This window comes from Streptomyces sp. NPDC014894 (assembly GCF_043080985.1).
In the GTDB taxonomy this organism is placed as follows: domain Bacteria; phylum Actinomycetota; class Actinomycetes; order Streptomycetales; family Streptomycetaceae; genus Streptomyces.
In genome coordinates, this window is record NZ_JBIBWD010000015.1 from 20,048 (window position 1) to 35,773 (window position 15,726).

Genomic DNA, 15,726 nt, shown 5'->3' on the forward strand with positions numbered 1-15,726 from the left:
CCAGGTCACCGACCCAGGTCATCTGCACAGGTCACCGGAGCAGATCACCGGCGCAGGTCACCGGGCCGGGCCGGCGGGTCCGGCCCGGGTCACCGCTCGGCGGCGGCGCGGTTCACGACGAGTCGCCCTGGAGGAGCCGTTCCATGGCGGCGACGTCATCGGTGAGGGGATCGCGCGCCCGGCGCGGGCCGCAGCCCTGGACGAGGCGTACGTAGTCGGCCGCCGCGCGGCTGACCCGGTCGCCCAGGGCCGCGCCGCTCTCGTGGGAGCCGAAGTCGTCGGTCGCCGCGTACACGCCCCGGGGCGACACGATCGCGTGCAGATAGGAGAACATCGGCCGCAACGCGTGTTCGAGGACGAGGGAGTGCCGTTCGGTGCCGCCGGTCGCCCCGATGAGCACGGGCATGTCGTCGAGCGTGTCCTCCGGGAGCACGTCGAAGAAGGACTTGAACAGCCCGCTGAACGAGGCGTTGAAGGCGGGGGTGACCGCGATGACGCCGTCGGCCCCGGCGACCGTGCCGAACGCCTCCTCCAGGGGCTCGGTCGGGAATCCGCTGAGCGTCGCGTCCACGATCGCGCGGCCCAGCGGCCGCAGTTCGACGAAGGAGGACTCGACCGTGTCCCCGGACCGGGTCAGTTCCGCGCGCACCGACGCTTCGAGCCGGTCGGCCAGCATGCGGGTGGAGGAGGGCTCCCGCAGTCCGGCGGTGATGATCGCGATCTTGGTGGCCATCCCGTCACGCTCCTCTCAGTCCTCCGGGGCGGCCGGCGTCCCGGGATCGGCTTCCGCCTCGCGCGCCCGCAGCAGCGACTGATGGGTGGGCGCGTCGGGAGCCTCGGGGGACCTGCCGACGGCGAACTCCTTGCGGAGCACCGGCACGACCTCCCCGCCGAGGAGGTCCAGCTGCTCCAGCACCGTCTTGAGCGGGAGTCCGGCGTGGTCGACGAGGAAGAGCTGGCGCTGATAGTCGCCCGCGTACTCGCGGAAGCCGAGGGTCTTCTCGATCACCTGCTGGGGGGATCCGACCGTCAGGGGTGTCATCGAGCTGAACTCCTCCAGCGACGGCCCGTGCCCGTACACGGGCGCGTTGTCGAAGTACGGACGGAACTCCCGTACCGCGTCCTGGCTGTTCGGGCGGATGAAGACCTGTCCGCCCAGGCCCACGACGGCCGCCTCGGGCGGACCGTGCCCGTAGTGCTCGAAGCGCTTCCGGTACAGCTCGACCATCGTGCGCGTGTGGGAGGCGGGCCAGAAGATGTGATTGGCGAAGTAGCCGTCCCCGTAGTAGGCCGCCAGCTCCGCGATCTCGGCGGTGCGGATGGAGCCGTGCCACACGAAGGGCGGTACGCCGTCCAGGGGGCGGGGGGCCAGGGTGAAGCTCTGCAGCGGGCCGCGCAGCTTGCCCTCCCAGTCGACCACCTCCTCGCGCCACAGCCTGCGCAGCAGCCCGTAGTGCTCGACGGTCAGCGGTATCGCCTGGCGGATGTCCTGCCCGAACCAGGGGTAGACCGGGCCGGTGTTCCCCCTCCCCAGCATCACATCGGTCCGTCCGCCGGCCAGGTGCTGGAGCACGCTGAAGTCCTCGGCGATCTTGACGGGGTCGTTCGTGGTGATCAGCGTGGTCGACGTCGACAGAATGATCCGCTCCGTCAGCGCGGCGATGTGGCCGAGGAGCGTCGTCGGCGAGGACGGCACGAAGGGCGGGTTGTGGTGCTCGCCGGTGGCGAAGACGTCCAGTCCGACCTCCTCCGCCTTTCTGGCGATGGCCACGGTGTCCCGGATACGCTCCGCCTCGCTCGGCGTACGGTTCGTGGTCGGGTCGGGGGTCACATCACCCACGGTGAAGATGCCGAACTGCATCCCGGTCATAGCGCTGTCACCTTCCCTGCCTGTGTGACGCACGCCCCCTTGTCCGCTGTCCGCCGTTTACGTCCCTCCCGCCTCACCAGCCCCACGGCACACCTAAGTGTTCCCCTGGCGGATCGGATTCGAACCGCCTGATCGCGACAAAGAGCGGGTTTACGGGTCAAAGGGCGCGAAGTGCGTGAGCGCCGCGCTCTGCGGTCGGGGGTACGGGGTAGGGGGTAGGGGGGTACGGGGTGCAGGCGGTGCGCGAGTACGCGGTGCGGGGGTACAGGTGATGCGCGGGTACGCGGTGTCTCCTCATCGACGCGGATCGTCCCCGCGCCGCTTCAGATGCTCGACGAGGACCGGGACATGGCTGTGCTCCGGGTCCTTGACGGCGGTGACGAGGGTGACGGCAGAGCCTCGGGCCAGCTCCAGCAGCCGCCCAACGGCCGCCACCCGCTCGGGCTCGGCCAGTTCCGCCCGGTAGCGGTCCCGGAAGGCGGCGAAGTCCAGCCGTCCGGCGTGATAGGCCGTCCGCAGCTCGCCCGAGGGCGTCACGTCCTTGAGCCACTCGTCCACCCCGGCCCGCTCCTTGGACAGACCGCGCGGCCACAGCCGGTCGACCAGGATCCGCCGGCCGTCGGCTGGATCGGGCGGATCGTAGACCCGGCGCACCCGGAACTCGGGATCCGACCGCATGACGCGCCTCCTCGAACGCGGACGGAGCGCGTCGGGCATCGCCGCGCGCGGTTCCGCCTCCGTCCCACCGTAGGGGCCGAGGTCGAGCCGGGCCACCGGGGTCCGGACGGCGCCCGCGCGAGACGGTCCCGGGGCAGCTCGGGGCCGGTGTACCGGACCGGTCGGGGCCGCTTCCCGCGACGCATCCCCGCCGGGCGGCGCGCCCGCGGTAATTCCCTACCGCCGTGGCCGGAAAGAGCGGAGACTCGCCCCATGACCGACATGGGAGCGTTCCGGAAGGCGGTCGCCGCGTGGGCGGCCGGCGGAGACGGCGCACCCGCGCGCGAGCTGGCCGGGCGGCTGCCCGTCCGGACCGTCGTTCTGCTCGAAGGGCTGAGCGACGCCGCGGCGGTCGACGCGCTGGCCGCGCGCCGGGGCCGGGACCTGGCGGCCGAGGGCGTCTGCGTGCTGTCGATGGGCGGTGCGATGAACATCGCCCGTTACGCGGGTCTCCTCGGGCCGCCCGGGCTGGGCCTGCGCCTCACGGGGCTGTGCGACGAGGCGGAGCACGGGTACTACGCCCGCGGCCTGGCGCGGGCCGGCGCGCCGGAGCGGGGGTTCTTCGTCTGCGCGGCCGATCTGGAGGACGAACTCATCCGCGCGCTGGGCGCTCCCCGGGTGGCGGAGCTGGTCGGGGCCGAGGGCGAACTGCGCGCCCTGCGGACCTTCCTCCGTCAGCCCGCGCAGCTGGGCCGTGCCCCGGAGCAGCAGTTGCGGCGCTTCCTCGGCACGAAGAAGGGCCGCAAGATCCGTTACGGCCACGTCCTCGTCGAGGCGCTCGAACCCGGCCGCGTACCGGCCCCGCTCGACGATCTGCTCGGCGTCGTCTGACCGGCTTCGTCCGACCGCCGTCGTCCGACCGGCACGATCCGACCGGCATGGTCCGGCCGGCGTCCCGACGCGCCGACGCGTACGGCGTGTACCGCGCGTACGGGCCCGGCGGGCCGCGCGGCCCGTTCTCAGAGCAGCAGCACGACCACCGCGGCCCACACCGCCGCCACGACCACGATCACCGGACCCAGCGGCATGCCCTGTTCGGACGGTTCCGCGTTCCGCTCGGGGCGCAGGTCGGGGCGGTGGAGCAGCGCCCGCAGGGCATCGGCGGCTTCGAGGGCCGCCGACGGCCTGCCCAGCCTGGTCTGAAGCCGGGCGAAGCCGACGGGCGACAGCTCGATCTCCTTGCCGCCGGTCAGCGTGATCTCGACGCTGTCGGGGGTGTGGCGGACGCCGATGACGGAGTCCCAGGGGATGTGCCGTACGCGCCAGGGGCCGGCCACCCAGACGCCGTCCCGGTCGGCGGTCAGCCGCCAGTTCAGCGCCGTCGCGATCGAGTTGATCAGCGTGGGCAGGGCGAGCGCCACCAGAATCCACTGCCACGACAGTCCGTCGCCGAGCAGGGCCCAGACGCCGCCGCCCTGCGCCAGCAGCAGAAACAGCCCCACGCCGCGCGAGGCCCGGTCGGCGGACCAGCTGAGCGGAGCGGCCGACGGGAGCGGCAGCTCCGCCGCGATCTCGTCCACCGGGCGGCGGCGCGTACGGGCACGGCGGTCCGCGCTCTTCCCGGAGCCGAACGGCCCGCCCATCCCGCGCCCCGCGAGCCGTACCGGGGTCACGCTCCGCTCCACCTCGACCTCGTGGACCGGCTCGCCGTCCGGGACCCACACGGGGGCGAGGAACATCACCTCGGCGCCTTCGTGGGGGACGCCGTACAGAATCGCCTCCCGCAGGGGCTCCTCCGGGTCGCCCTCGGGGCCGGCCCTGTCCTCCGCCTCCTCGACGTACTGCTCCATGCCCTCCTCGTGGCCGGGGAAGGAGGAGTCGTCCTCGGGGTCGCGGGTGGCGTCCAGGGAGTGGAAGGTGAGCAGGGGCCGCTCGGCCGCCGTGTCGTCGGCCGCGTACACGGTGGCGCGGCCGTCCTCGTCCCCCTGTCGCAGCAGGACCTTCAGCACCGGAACGCGTCCGCCGTCCAGGGCGCGGGCGCGGCGGTGCCCGGTCAGCCCGTTGGCGAGAAACGCCAGGCCGGGGACGGACGCGGCCAGGAGCAGCATCTCCCAGCCGAAGATGTCGTACGGCTCGGACACCAGCCGTATCCAGTCGCCGTCGACGGCCAGCTCGACCCGGGTGCCGACGGGGTAGTCCTCGGGGAAGGCCGTCTCCACCCGGTGGCGTCGCTCGCCGGCCGACTCGGCCACCATCGGGGACAGATCCTCGTCGGACGTCTCGACCTCGACGATCTGGGCGCTCACCCGGTCGGCGGCGGCGGCCCGTTCCTCGTAGGCGCCGACGACGCCCAGCGCCTGCCACAGCGCGAAGGCCGACACCGCGAAGAGCACCGCCGCCACGATGAGCGACACGCGTCCGCGGACGAAGCGGTCCGCCGCCTCGGGGAGGGGGTGCCGGCCCGGCCCGGCGGCCTCCTCGGCGAGCGCCCGCTGCCGGCGCCGGGCGGCCAGCCGGTGCGTCAGCGTGAGGGCGACGAAGCCCAGGGCGGCCAGGAAACCGGAGTCGCCCGTGCCGTTGACCGGATCGGCGTCCGTCAGACGGAGCAGACTGGTGGCGGCGAGCGCCGCGGCGCCGGCCAGCGCGAGCCGGGGCTGCCGCCAGATCCAGTACAGACAGAGCAGCAGCAGTCCGAAATGAGCCAGCCCCCACCACTCCGTACCGCACGGCCGCGCCGCCGTGCAGGCGAACTCCGGCTCCCAGGCGATGGCCCACGCCGCCCCCGCGATCAGCGCGATCGCCGCGTACAGCGGACCGGCCCACTTGCCCGGCACCGCCGCCGCCCACCTCCGGGCGTCGTCGGACCGCCAGGGGGCGGCCCCGGCGGGTATGTGCTCGGGGGGCAGGGGAAGGGGGTGCTGGTTCACACCCGGATTATCGACGGAAGGGGGTGAGCGGCCGACAGCCAGGTCCCCCTCCGGACGCCGTTCCCCCAGGTGATGACGGTCCGTGCCGACGGCGACACGGGCGCGACCGGGGTCCGGCGGCAGGCCGTGACCGGGAGACGGAGGCGTACGGAGGCGTGGCGCGCGGTGCCGTACGGCGGCTCCCGTCCGTGCCGGAATCGCCGTACGGAGGGAAGTACGGAGCGGCGTACGGGGGGGGCGTACGGAGGGGCTGGGGCTCCCACCGGACTCCGGCCGGGCCCGGAGGACAGGACTCCGGGTTCAGACGTGGACGGCGTCGTCGATCGCCGAACGGAGGGGTTCCAGCAGCTGGTTCACCTCCTTGACGCCCTCCGGGGAGCCGAGGTCCGGGATGCTGCGGTAGGGCAGCGCTTCGAGCGGCCCGTCCGGGCAGTCCGCGAACCGGTCCCCGAAGAGCACCAGGGCCCGCCGCGACGGATTCCGCTTCGAGCCCCAGATCATCCCCATGGCCTGCGACGCCTCGGCCCGCAGCTCCCGCGCCCAGAGCCGGGTGCTCGCGTAGTGCTCCGGCCCCTCGCTCTCCAGCAGCCGGTGGTCCTGGCAGACGGCGGCGAGAGCCGCGCCGGAGTCCAGCGAGACCAGTCTCAGCTCGCACCGGGTCCGCACCCCGTTCAGCGACTTGCCCACCACCGCCCGCCGGGGGACCAGCCGCATTCCGGTGCCGCGGTCGATGGGGATCGACCGCAGCAGGGTCTCGGCGAGCGCGGTCTCCGGGTCCGTCGCCGCGTACAGACAGGGGTACGGGTCCTCCGGTGTGCCGTGGAAGCGGCCGGGCGCGCGGTCGTCCGGGATGAACGGCTTGAACTCCACGGCCGTGAACCGGGACGCGTGCATACGCCACAGCTGGGTGCCCGCGGGCAGCACCTCCCAGTGCGGCTGGAATCGGTACACGGAGGGCGGCACGGCCTTCTCCCGCATCAGTCCCCCTCCACCAGCGCGACGACCGCGTCCACCAGATCGCGGTCGGGCCGGACGCCGATGAGATCGGCGGGCGGTCCCCCGCCCAGCCACGCGTTGTCGCTCAGCCACCAGTCGGCGGCTCCCCAGGGGTCGGCGTCGGCGAGCAGCACCCGATTGACCTCCAGGACGACCTCGTACGGCGCTCCCCCGCCGGGCTCGAACTGGAACTCCGGATAGCGGTCGCCCTGACCGGGGGCCTCGACGCGGAACCGGATCAGCTCGGGGGGCGGCGCGGAACCGCCGTACCGGGCGCCGACCTCGGCGGCCGAGAGCGCGGGGGCCCGCCGCAGTCTGCGCCTGACGGCGGCGATGACGGCCGCGGTGCCGAGGGGCGGCGGCGGTTCGGCGAGCAGCGCCAGCAGATCCCGCGACTTCAGGACCGCGGACTCGCCGGCGGAGGCCGCGCCGGCCAGCCGGAAGGAGTCCAGCGCCTGCCGGACCGGATGGCCGAACATCAGCGGCACCAGGGACAGACGCAGGGCCTGGAAGGCCCGGCGCACGGACCTGGCGTTGTCCGGCGGGGTGGCCGCCAGCTCGCGCAGGCGGGCGCGCATCAGCTGGAACTGCTCGTCCGTCAGCTGGGAGCGGATGCTGTCGAGGTGTACGTGGACGAGGTCGAGGACCTTCGCCCCGCTGTCGTCGTCACCCGGGTCCACCGGGTTCGCCGGGCTCATACGGCCTCCTCCCCCCTGCCGGGGTGGCCTTGGTGGATGAACGGGGCCCAGACGGCGGGCCGTCGCAGATCGGGGCGGCCGATCTCCGCCCGCAGCACCTCGCTCAGACAGCCCGGATCCTCGCGGTCCGGGTCGAGCATCCACAGCTGCGCGGCGCGCAGCGCGTCGACGGGGCCGAGCCCGGCGCGCACATGGTGGTGGAAGACCGTCATCAGCAGCATCGACGCGGAGTCCCGGGTGGTCCACCTCGACCCGATCACATCACGCGCGCCGCCCGAGACGAACGCCGTGGTGAGGCTGAGGGCCTCGTCATGGTCACGGGTGCTCAGATCGGTCTCGCAGGCGCTCAGGACGATCAGCGGACCGTCGGCCGGCTCCTGCCCGAAGGGCCTCGGCCGGTCGAGTAGCCCGGTCACGGTGAGCCTGCCGGGCTCCCCTCCGGCGTCGTCGGGGGCGAGATAGAGGGCCGATTCCGTCGGCCGGGTCCCCGCCATGCCGTGCGTGGCCAGATGGACCATCGAGTGGTCCTGGGCGAGCAGGGCGAGCAGCTCGGCGGGGGTGCCGGCCGGCACCGAGTCGGCCGGGAGTCCGGCGAAGTCGCCGTACAGCCGCGAGCCCGGGTAGAAGGTCTCGCGCAGCTCCAGCACCTCCAGCTCGGCGTAGGTGAGCAGGAGGTTCGGGTCGGCCACCATGGCCGGGGCCGAGACGGGATCGCGCGGCGCGCGGCGCGCCGTGCTCAGGAACTGGCCGCCGGAGGCCGCGTAGCTGATCACCAGGGCCTGGCAGAGGTACTCGTACGGGGCGCCGGCGGGGAAGCGGGCCGCGTGCCAGGGCACGATCCCGAGCCGGCCGCAGGGGACCAGGACGACCCGGGGCGTACGGCGGTCGGCCGCGTCGCCCGGGAGATGTTCCTCCAGCCCGGCCAGGACGTGGGCGGCCACCTCGTACGCCCAGTCGCACAGATCGGAGAGGGCCTCCTCCCAGTCGCGCTCCCGGCCGCCGTCGGCGTCGTCCGGGTAGCGGGCGTTGGCCGCGTCCACGTACCGCTCCAAGGGGCCGCTCGCCGCCTCCGAGAGCATGGGCAGCGGGCCCACGCCGATCCCGATCTCGGGGCCCACGGCCAGCAGCATGCCCGGGGCGTCGCCGCCGCTGCCGGGGACCAGATAGATCAGCGCGTCCGCGCCCGCCTCGCCCACGCCGTCCGCCAGTTCGCGCAGGGTGGGGGCGCCGAGCAGCCCTCCCCGCTCCCGGTAGCCGAGGGCCTCCAGGGCCTGCCGGCGCAGGGTGCTGGGCAGCTCGCCGGTCAGCTCGGCGCTGTCGGCCGCGCCGGATTCGCGCCAGGCGGCGGCGAGTTCGGGACGGCCGCGCTCCTCCAGCAGGTCCGGTACGGCCCGGGAGGTGGCGGCCGCGCGCAGCACCAGCGCCCTGCCCAGCTCCAGGGCGGCGGCCGCGTCCTCCACCCTGCCGTGCGAGGCCGCCCAGAGGGCCGCCCGGACGCCGAGGGAGGCTCCGTTGCGGGCGGTCGTCAGACGGTGTTCGGCGCCGTGCTGGAGAAGGACGTCGGCGGCGAGGGTCGCCAGGGCCTCGTTCGCCGCGTCGATGGCGGCGTCGGTGTCGGCTTCTACGCCTGTGTTTGTTTCGGTTTCGGTGTTTGTGGCCGGAGCGGCGGAGGCTTCCACGCCGGTGGCGGCGGACTCGGCGTGCTTCCGGTGCCGGCGGGTCCGGTAGGCCTCGGCGAGCGACCAGAGGGCCGTGGCGGCGACGCGCGGGGCGCGGCCCTCCCGGATGTGCTCGCGGAGCCGCTCCAGCGCGGTGATGGCGGCGTCGAGGTCCGCGGGGTCCCGGGTGAGGCTGTAGCGCATGCCGAGGCGGTTCGCGGCGGAGTGCAGCCGGTCGGCGGGGGCGTCCGGCGGCGGCGTATCCCGGTCGGGGACGTCCGCCGCGTCGTCGGTGAGACAGGAACGCAGCGCCACGAGGTCGGGGACCATGGCCTCCAGCTCCTCGTCCCCGATCGGAAGACCGCTGGTCCCCGCGGCCGTCCTGGCGTCCTCCAGATCCGCGAGGCCGCTCAGGATCGACTCCCGGTCCAGGGTGAACCGGCCGAGTGTGAGACGCGCCAGGGCCCGGGCGACGAGGACGGCGAAGCGGAAGTCGTGGTCCTCGGGGACGGTGTCGGCCAGCTCCTCGGCCTTGAGCAGGAGTTCGCCGAGCCGGTCCGCCTCCTCGGCCTGCCCGGCGGTGCGGACGTCCGCCATCAGCTCCATCACATCCGCCATGACCGGAAAGCCGTCGGCCATCGGGATCGGCATTTCCGCCGCGCGCCGCAGACAGTCGCCGAGCGTTCGATGGTGCGCGAGGCCGAGCGCCTGGTCCTGGAGGGTGCCGCCGGCGCCGTCGCTCATATGGAGCAGCAGGGCCATGAGCCCTTCCAGGGCGTCCCTGCCCGGCACGCCGTCCGGCAGTCCGTCCAGCGCGCCGCGCAGTCGCCCGAGCTGCTGATCGAGGGCGGCGGGGTCGCCGCCGCCGACATGGTTCACGAAATCCACCGAGGTGGTGTTGACGGCCTGGAGCGCGGCGAGGAGCCCGCGGAAATCCCCGGGGGTACGGAGCGGGGGCGGGGTGTCGCCGCCGTTTCCGCCGCCGGGGGCCGGGTCCGGGTTCCGCTTCGCGTACGGGTCCGGGTCCGCATCCGGGGGCGAGGCCGGGATCGGGTCCGGGTCCGGGCCCGGGTCCGGGGTCGGGATCGGGGTCGGGTCTTGGTCCGATTCGTCCGGGGCGCCGGCAGCAGTCGCGCCGGAGCGGTCCGGGGTGGCGCGCGGGTCGCCGGCGTACGGGCCGGTGTCGGAGGAGGGGTGCGGGCCGGTGTCGGAGGAGGGGTGCGGGGAGGCGTACGGCGCCGGGCCCGAGCCGCCGTACGGATCCGTGCCCGCGGTCGCCGCCGTCAGCCAGCTCGTCATCATCGACCGCAGCTGATCGGCGCCCGGACCGCCGTCGTCGGGAACGAGGCCCTGGAACAGATCGGCGATCCCGTCGGCCGAGGGCCGGGCGTAGAGGTCGCGCACCTTCCGCAGACTGCTCAGATTCTCCGGCGGGAGCGGAAGCTCGGCCGCCTCGGTCACCAGCTCCCGCACCTCGGCCGCGAAGGCGGCCATCCCGTCCGGCCCCTCTCGCATGATCATGTCGAACACGGCGGTCGCGTCCGGCTCCGGCGCGAGCCCGCCCAGCGTCTCCTGGAGCGGCATCGCGTGCGTCAGCAGAAACAGCGCGGCCCACCGCCGGTCCTCGACGGAGGCGGCGGCGCCGATCCTCGTCCCCGGGTCCCGAACCTCGCGCAGCAGACCGTGCGCCCGCTCCCGGTCCGCGGGCGTGCCGCCCCCGGCCGCGTGGCGCAGGGTGAGCGCGCCGGCGAGCCACAGGGTCGTCGAGCTGCGCAGCCCGGGGTCGTGGTCCAGCAGGCGTGAGAGCGATTCGAGTTCGGCGACCGCCTCGTCGTGGGCGCGCCGGAGTTCGACGACCGCTCCCGACGCCTCCGCCGGGAGCAGCGCCATCGCCCGCCCGACGGCCTCCCCGGCCCAGGCCCGCAGCGCCTGAACGCCGCCGCTCTCCCCCTCTTCGCCCACCAGCACTCCTCATGTCCCGAGAGCGTCGACGTCCGTCCCGCCTTCCCATGATGACCAGACATCCGCCCCAACGAGGGCCGTTCGCACGGCTTTCCGGCCGACGCCCGGCCAACACCCGGAATCCGCCCGGGAGACGACCGGCCGCCGGGTCCGGCGGCGGCGCGGCGGGCCGGGACCGTACGCCGTACGGCCTCGGACCGGGCGCCCGGGCTCCGCAGCCCTGCCGTCCTCGCGGCGCGCCGGGTGAATCGGCCGGGGCGTACGCCGTCCGGCGGCCCCGGAGCGTGGGCGCGGGGTCGCGGGGCGCGGTGCGTACGCGATCGGCGGGCGACGGCCCACGGCCCACGGCCGGGAACGGACTCCCCGCCCGGGCGTCCCGGCGCGGCTGCCACGTCCCGCGCGGCGGCCTCCGCCGTACGCCGTCAGCCTCGGCGGGTCCGGCGGCGTTCGGCGGCGTTCGGGGCTTCGCCGGGAGCGGTACTAGGCTGGTAGGTGACTCGGGGCCGTTCCTGTCCAGGAGGCGAGAGACCATGGCGGGGCTGGTGATCCGTAGCTTCGACACCGCCGACGAGACACGGCCGTTCGAAGACGGCAAGGGCAGACTGGATCTACTGCACACGGCCGGCGGGCCCGTCGGTCTGGCGGTCTTCGAATCCGGCTGGCGCTGGTCGGATCATGTGAAACCGCTGGCGGGGACCGACAGCTGTCAGTCGGCCCACACCGGTTACGTGGTGAGCGGCCGTATCAAGATCGTCATGGACGACGGGGAGAGCGCCGAGGCCGGACCCGGCGACTTCATCGAGGTCGCGCCGGGACACGACGCCTGGGTGGTGGGCGACGAGCCCTGCGTGGCGCTCGACTGGACCGGGTACGGCGACTACGCGAAGCCCGCCTGAGCGTCCGGGTCGGCGGGGCCGCGCCGCCTGATCAGACTGTGTTCGCGGCGTCGCGCCCGGTGAGGCCGGAGGCCGCGAGGGAGGCCGCGGCCAGTACGTCCGACGGAGGGCCCGCCGCTTCGAGCCGCCCTTCGCGCAGAAGCAGGCAGTGGCGTCCGGCGCGGGCCGCGGCGAGGTCGTGGGTGGCCTGGATCACGGTGACGCCCTCCGCCGCGACCTCGGCGAGCAGCCTCTCTATGCCGTATCGCGACTCCGGGTCGAGTCCGGTGCAGGGTTCGTCGAGCAGCAGCAGGTCCGAGCGCTGGGCGATGCCCTGGGCGATGAAGGCGCGTTGGCGCTGGCCCCCGGACAGCTCGCCCAGCTGCCGGGAGGCGAGGCGGGCGACGCCGAGTCGTTCCAGCGCCTCGTCGACGGCCGCGTGATCGCTCTTCGTCAGCCGCCGCCACGGACCCCGTACGCGCCAGCGGGCCATCTCGACCGTACGCCGGACGGTCAGCGGGAGGGCGTCGCTCACGGCGCTCCGCTGCGGGACGAAGGCGGGCGGGAGGCCGCCCTCGTGGCGCACCGTTCCGGATGTCGGGCGGATCACACCGGCGACGACCGCGAGCAGGGTCGACTTCCCGCTGCCGTTCGGCCCGATCAGCGAGGTGACTCCCAACGCCGGTACGTCGACGGTGACTTCGCGCAGCACCGGACGGCCGGCGTATCCCGCGTCGACCGCCGTGAGCCGGATGCGGGGAGAGGTGGGGGCGGCGTCCATGGCGACATCCTGTCTGTAGTGATAATCATTTTCATTATAGTGTTGCCGCATGGAGTGGTTGACCGGTCCCTTCGAGGTGACCTTTGTGCAAAGAGCCCTGGTGGGCGGGTTGCTGGTGTCCGCCGTCACGGCGCTCGCCGGTACCTGGGTGGTCCTCCGGGGGATGGCCTTCCTCGGGGACGCGATGTCCCACGGGCTGCTCCCGGGCGTCGCCGTCGCGGCGCTGCTCGGCGGCAGTCCGCTCGTCGGAGCCGCGGCGAGCGCGGTCGTCATGGCCGCCGGAGTCACCCTCATCGGGCGGACCCCGCGGCTCTCGCAGGACACCAGCATCGGACTCCTCTTCGTGGGGATGCTCTCGCTGGGCGTCATCGTCGTCTCCCGCTCCCAGTCCTTCGCCGTCGATCTGACCGGCTTCCTCTTCGGGGACGTGCTCGCCGTCGGGGAGGAGGATCTGCTCGTGCTGGCCGTCGCCCTCGCGGCAGCGTCGGCCGTCACCGCGCTGGGGCACCGGGCCTTCGTCGCGCTGGCCTTCGACGAGCGCAAGGCGCACACCCTGGGGCTGCGTCCGCGCTGGGCCCACGCCGTGCTGCTGGGCCTGCTGACGCTGGCGATCGTCGCCTCGTTCCACATCGTGGGGACGCTGCTCGTACTCGGCCTGCTCATCGCCCCGCCCGCGTCCATGCTCCCGTGGGCGCGCGGCGTGCCCGCCGTGATGGCGGGGGCGGCGGTGCTGGGCGCGAGCGCCACGTTCTGCGGGCTGCTTCTGTCGTGGCATCTGGACACCGCCGCCGGCGCGACGATCTCGGCGGTCGCCGTGGCGCAGTTCTTCCTCTCCCGTACGGCCGCCGCCCTCCGCCCGCGCCGCGCGCCCCGACCGGTCGCGGCCGCCGCCGCACCCGCACCCGCACCCGCCGACGACCGATCCGCTGCAGACCTGGGAGTACCCCGCTCATGACCGTCCGCAGCAGCGCCCCGGCCCGTCGGCGCGCCCCGCTCGTCCTCGCGCTCACCGCCTCCCTCACCGCCGTTCTCACCGCTGTTCTCGCGACCGGCTGCGGGGCGGGCGGTGAGCCGGGGAGGACTCCGGAGCCGTCGGCGTCGCCCCCGCACGGCCATGTCGAAGGCGCCAGGGAGTCCGCCGAGCAGCAGTCACGTCTGGTGCTGAGCGATTCCGCCACCGGCGACACACGGGTGCTGGACCTGATCACCGGGAAGGCGCACCCGGTCCCGGCGGTCGCGGGCGTCACCGCTCTGACCGGCGACGGGCGCTTCGGCTTCCTCCACTCCCCCGGCGGCGTCTCGGTGCTCGACACCGGCGTCTGGACGGTGGACCACGGCGACCATGTCCACTACTACCGCGCGGACATACGCGCCGCCGGCCGGACGGCCGCGCGGGGCGAGGCCCGGGTCCGGAGCGACGAGACGCTCACCGCTGTGACGACGGCGGAGGGCACGGCGCTGCACCGGCGCGACGGGATGGAGAAGGGCGGGATCGGCGCGGGCCGGACCCTGCCCGGGCGGTACGCCACCGTGATCCCCTTCCGGGAACACCTGCTGGCCGTTCCCGGCCCCGGGGGCGCGGCGGTGTCCGTGCTCGACCGCGAGGGCCGGGAGAGAGCGGCGCTGAGGACGCCCTGCCGGGACCCGCGGGGCGACGCCGTGACACGGCGCGGCGTCGTGCTGGGCTGCGCCGACGGGGCCGTACTGGTCCAGGCGGGCGGGGACGGGAACGGGAACGGGAACGGGTTCTCGGCGGTCGCGATCCCGTATCCGAGCGACGTGCCCGCGAGCGAGCGGGCCGACGGCTTCCGTCTCCGGCCCGGCGGCGACACGCTCACGGCACTGGCCGGGGACGACTCCGTATGGGTGCTGAACGTCACCGACCGCGCCTGGAAGCGGGTGGAGACGGGCCCCGTGCTCGCCGCCGGCACGGCGGGCGAGGGCGCGCCCCTGCTCGCCCTGGGCGCCGACGGCGCCCTGCGCGCCTTCGACATCGAGTCCGGCGAACGCACCGCCGAGGCCGCGCTCAAGGCCCTGCCCGTCCGCGAGGGCGTCCGCCCCGGGGAGGCGGGCGCGCCGGACATCGCCGTCGACCACAGCCGTGCGTATGTCAGCGACCCGGCGGGGAGACGGATCGCCGAGATCGACTACAACGACTCCCTGCGCGTCGCGCGCTCCTTCGATCTCGACATCCGCCCCGATCTGATGGTGGAGACCGGCCGATGAACACACCGGCGAGGCGTCGCCCCTTCCGCGGTCCTCTCCGTACCCGCGGTCCTCTCCGTACCCGCGGTCCTCTCCGCGCCCTCCGGCTCCTCCTCGGCCCGCTCCTGGTGCTCGCCGCCGTTCCGGCGTGCGCGGCCGAGAGCGACCGGCCCAGGATCGTGGTCACCACCAACATCCTCGGCGACGTCACCCGGGAGATCGCCGGGGACGAGGCCGAGGTCACCGTACTGATGAGGCCGAACGCCGATCCGCACTCCTTCGGGCTGTCGGCGGCCGAGGCGGCCACCCTGGAACAGGCCGACCTCGTGGTGTTCAACGGGCTCGGGCTGGAGGAGAACGTCCTGCGGCACGTCGACAACGCCCGGCGGGCCGGTGTGCCCGCCGTCGAGGTCGGCGCGGCCGTCGAACCGCTCATGCACCGGTCCGGCGAGGGCGGACACGGGTCCGGGTCCGGGGCCGATTCCGATTCCGGTGCCGCCTCCGGTGCCGGTTCCGGTTCCGGCGGGCGGCCCGATCCGCACTTCTGGACCGACCCCGACCGGGTCCGCGAGGCCGTCGGTCTCATCGCCGACCGGATCGCCGAGCATGTGACCGGCGTCGACCGGGACGCCGTGCACCGCAACGCGGAGCGCTACGCGAAGGAACTGGCCGATCTGACCTCCTGGATGACCCGGTCCTTCGACCGCGTCCCCGAGGACCGCCGGGCGCTCGTGACCAACCATCACGTCTTCGGCTACCTCGCCGACCGCTTCGGCTTCCGCGTCATCGGGGCCGTCATCCCCAGCGGCACCACGCTCGCCTCCCCCAGCTCCTCCGATCTGCACGCCCTCACCCGGGCGATGCGCGCGGCGGGAGTACGCACGATCTTCGCCGACTCCTCCCGCCCCCAGCGCCTGGCGGAGGTCCTGCGCGAGGCGCTGGGCGACGAGGTGCGCGTCGTCACCCTCTACTCCGAGTCGCTGACCGCCGAGGGCGGCGGCGCGGACACCTATCTGTCGATGATGCGCGCCAACACCAAGGCCCTGACCGACGGTCTGACCGCGCGCTGACCGCGCGCTCCCCCGGCCTTCCCGGTC

13 protein-coding genes are annotated in these 15,726 nt (G+C 74.2%); 5 read left to right on the plus strand and 8 right to left on the minus strand.

Annotation, left to right across the window (positions count from 1 at the left end; genetic code table 11):
- Positions 1-112: 112 nt before the first annotated feature.
- From ACF089_RS29150 to ACF089_RS29160, 3 genes are all read right to left on the minus strand, one after another.
- A complete protein-coding gene (locus tag ACF089_RS29150) occupies positions 113-733 on the minus strand; it encodes a CE1759 family FMN reductase (RefSeq protein ID WP_392032823.1) in 621 nt (206 codons plus the stop codon).
- Positions 734-748: 15 nt separating this feature from the next.
- Complete coding sequence (locus ACF089_RS29155) at positions 749-1,861, minus strand: LLM class flavin-dependent oxidoreductase (RefSeq protein ID WP_392033194.1); 1,113 nt, start codon at positions 1,859-1,861, stop codon at positions 749-751.
- Positions 1,862-2,164: 303 nt separating this feature from the next.
- On the minus strand, positions 2,165-2,548 hold the full coding sequence (locus ACF089_RS29160) for a DUF488 domain-containing protein (RefSeq protein ID WP_392032824.1): 384 nt from the start codon (positions 2,546-2,548) through the stop codon (positions 2,165-2,167).
- Positions 2,549-2,800: 252 nt separating this feature from the next.
- Between ACF089_RS29160 and ACF089_RS29165 the strand changes: the two genes are divergently transcribed.
- Positions 2,801-3,418 (plus strand): TOPRIM nucleotidyl transferase/hydrolase domain-containing protein, encoded by a 618-nt coding sequence (locus tag ACF089_RS29165; RefSeq protein WP_392032826.1) that lies wholly within the window; start codon positions 2,801-2,803, stop codon positions 3,416-3,418.
- Between the two features lie 128 nt (positions 3,419-3,546).
- On the opposite strand, the gene ACF089_RS29170 is transcribed toward ACF089_RS29165, so the two are convergent.
- The 4 genes from ACF089_RS29170 to ACF089_RS29185 all read right to left on the minus strand — a co-directional run bounded on the left by ACF089_RS29170 (position 3,547) and on the right by ACF089_RS29185 (position 10,768).
- Positions 3,547-5,454 carry a PH domain-containing protein gene (locus ACF089_RS29170; protein ID WP_392032828.1) on the minus strand — a complete coding sequence of 636 codons (1,908 nt, stop codon included), beginning with the start codon at positions 5,452-5,454 and terminating at the stop codon, positions 3,547-3,549.
- 300 nt (positions 5,455-5,754) lie between these two features.
- Positions 5,755-6,432: an RES family NAD+ phosphorylase gene (locus tag ACF089_RS29175; protein WP_392032830.1), complete on the minus strand. Its 678-nt coding sequence runs from the start codon at positions 6,430-6,432 to the stop codon at positions 5,755-5,757.
- Positions 6,432-7,148: a hypothetical protein gene (locus tag ACF089_RS29180; RefSeq protein ID WP_392032833.1), complete on the minus strand. Its 717-nt coding sequence runs from the start codon at positions 7,146-7,148 to the stop codon at positions 6,432-6,434. Before ACF089_RS29180 ends, ACF089_RS29175 begins: the two co-directional genes overlap by 1 nt.
- Complete coding sequence (locus ACF089_RS29185; protein ID WP_392032836.1) at positions 7,145-10,768, minus strand: CHAT domain-containing protein; 3,624 nt, start codon at positions 10,766-10,768, stop codon at positions 7,145-7,147. Before ACF089_RS29185 ends, ACF089_RS29180 begins: the two co-directional genes overlap by 4 nt.
- Before the next feature lie 530 nt (positions 10,769-11,298).
- Here ACF089_RS29185 and ACF089_RS29190 point away from each other — a divergent pair.
- Positions 11,299-11,664, plus strand: coding sequence for a cupin domain-containing protein (locus ACF089_RS29190; protein WP_392032839.1), 366 nt, complete (start codon positions 11,299-11,301; stop codon positions 11,662-11,664).
- A 31-nt stretch (positions 11,665-11,695) separates the two neighbouring features.
- Here ACF089_RS29190 and aztA read toward each other — a convergent pair whose 3' ends face one another.
- The gene (gene aztA, locus ACF089_RS29195) at positions 11,696-12,424 is read right to left on the minus strand and encodes a zinc ABC transporter ATP-binding protein AztA (RefSeq protein WP_392032842.1); all 729 of its coding nucleotides are present in this window, start codon (positions 12,422-12,424) and stop codon (positions 11,696-11,698) included.
- Between the two features lie 49 nt (positions 12,425-12,473).
- On the opposite strand from aztA, the gene aztB reads away from it, so the two are divergent.
- From aztB to aztC, 3 genes are read left to right on the plus strand one after another with little or no spacing between them, the layout of a single operon-like run.
- Positions 12,474-13,379, plus strand: a complete 906-nt coding sequence (gene aztB / locus ACF089_RS29200; RefSeq protein ID WP_392032845.1) for a zinc ABC transporter permease AztB — start codon at positions 12,474-12,476, stop codon at positions 13,377-13,379.
- On the plus strand, positions 13,376-14,650 hold the full coding sequence (locus ACF089_RS29205; RefSeq protein ID WP_392032847.1) for a hypothetical protein: 1,275 nt from the start codon (positions 13,376-13,378) through the stop codon (positions 14,648-14,650). The genes aztB and ACF089_RS29205 overlap by 4 nt, the downstream gene beginning before the upstream one ends.
- Positions 14,647-15,699: a zinc ABC transporter substrate-binding protein AztC gene (gene aztC, locus ACF089_RS29210; protein ID WP_392032850.1), complete on the plus strand. Its 1,053-nt coding sequence runs from the start codon at positions 14,647-14,649 to the stop codon at positions 15,697-15,699. The genes ACF089_RS29205 and aztC overlap by 4 nt, the downstream gene beginning before the upstream one ends.
- Positions 15,700-15,726 lie beyond the last annotated feature (27 nt).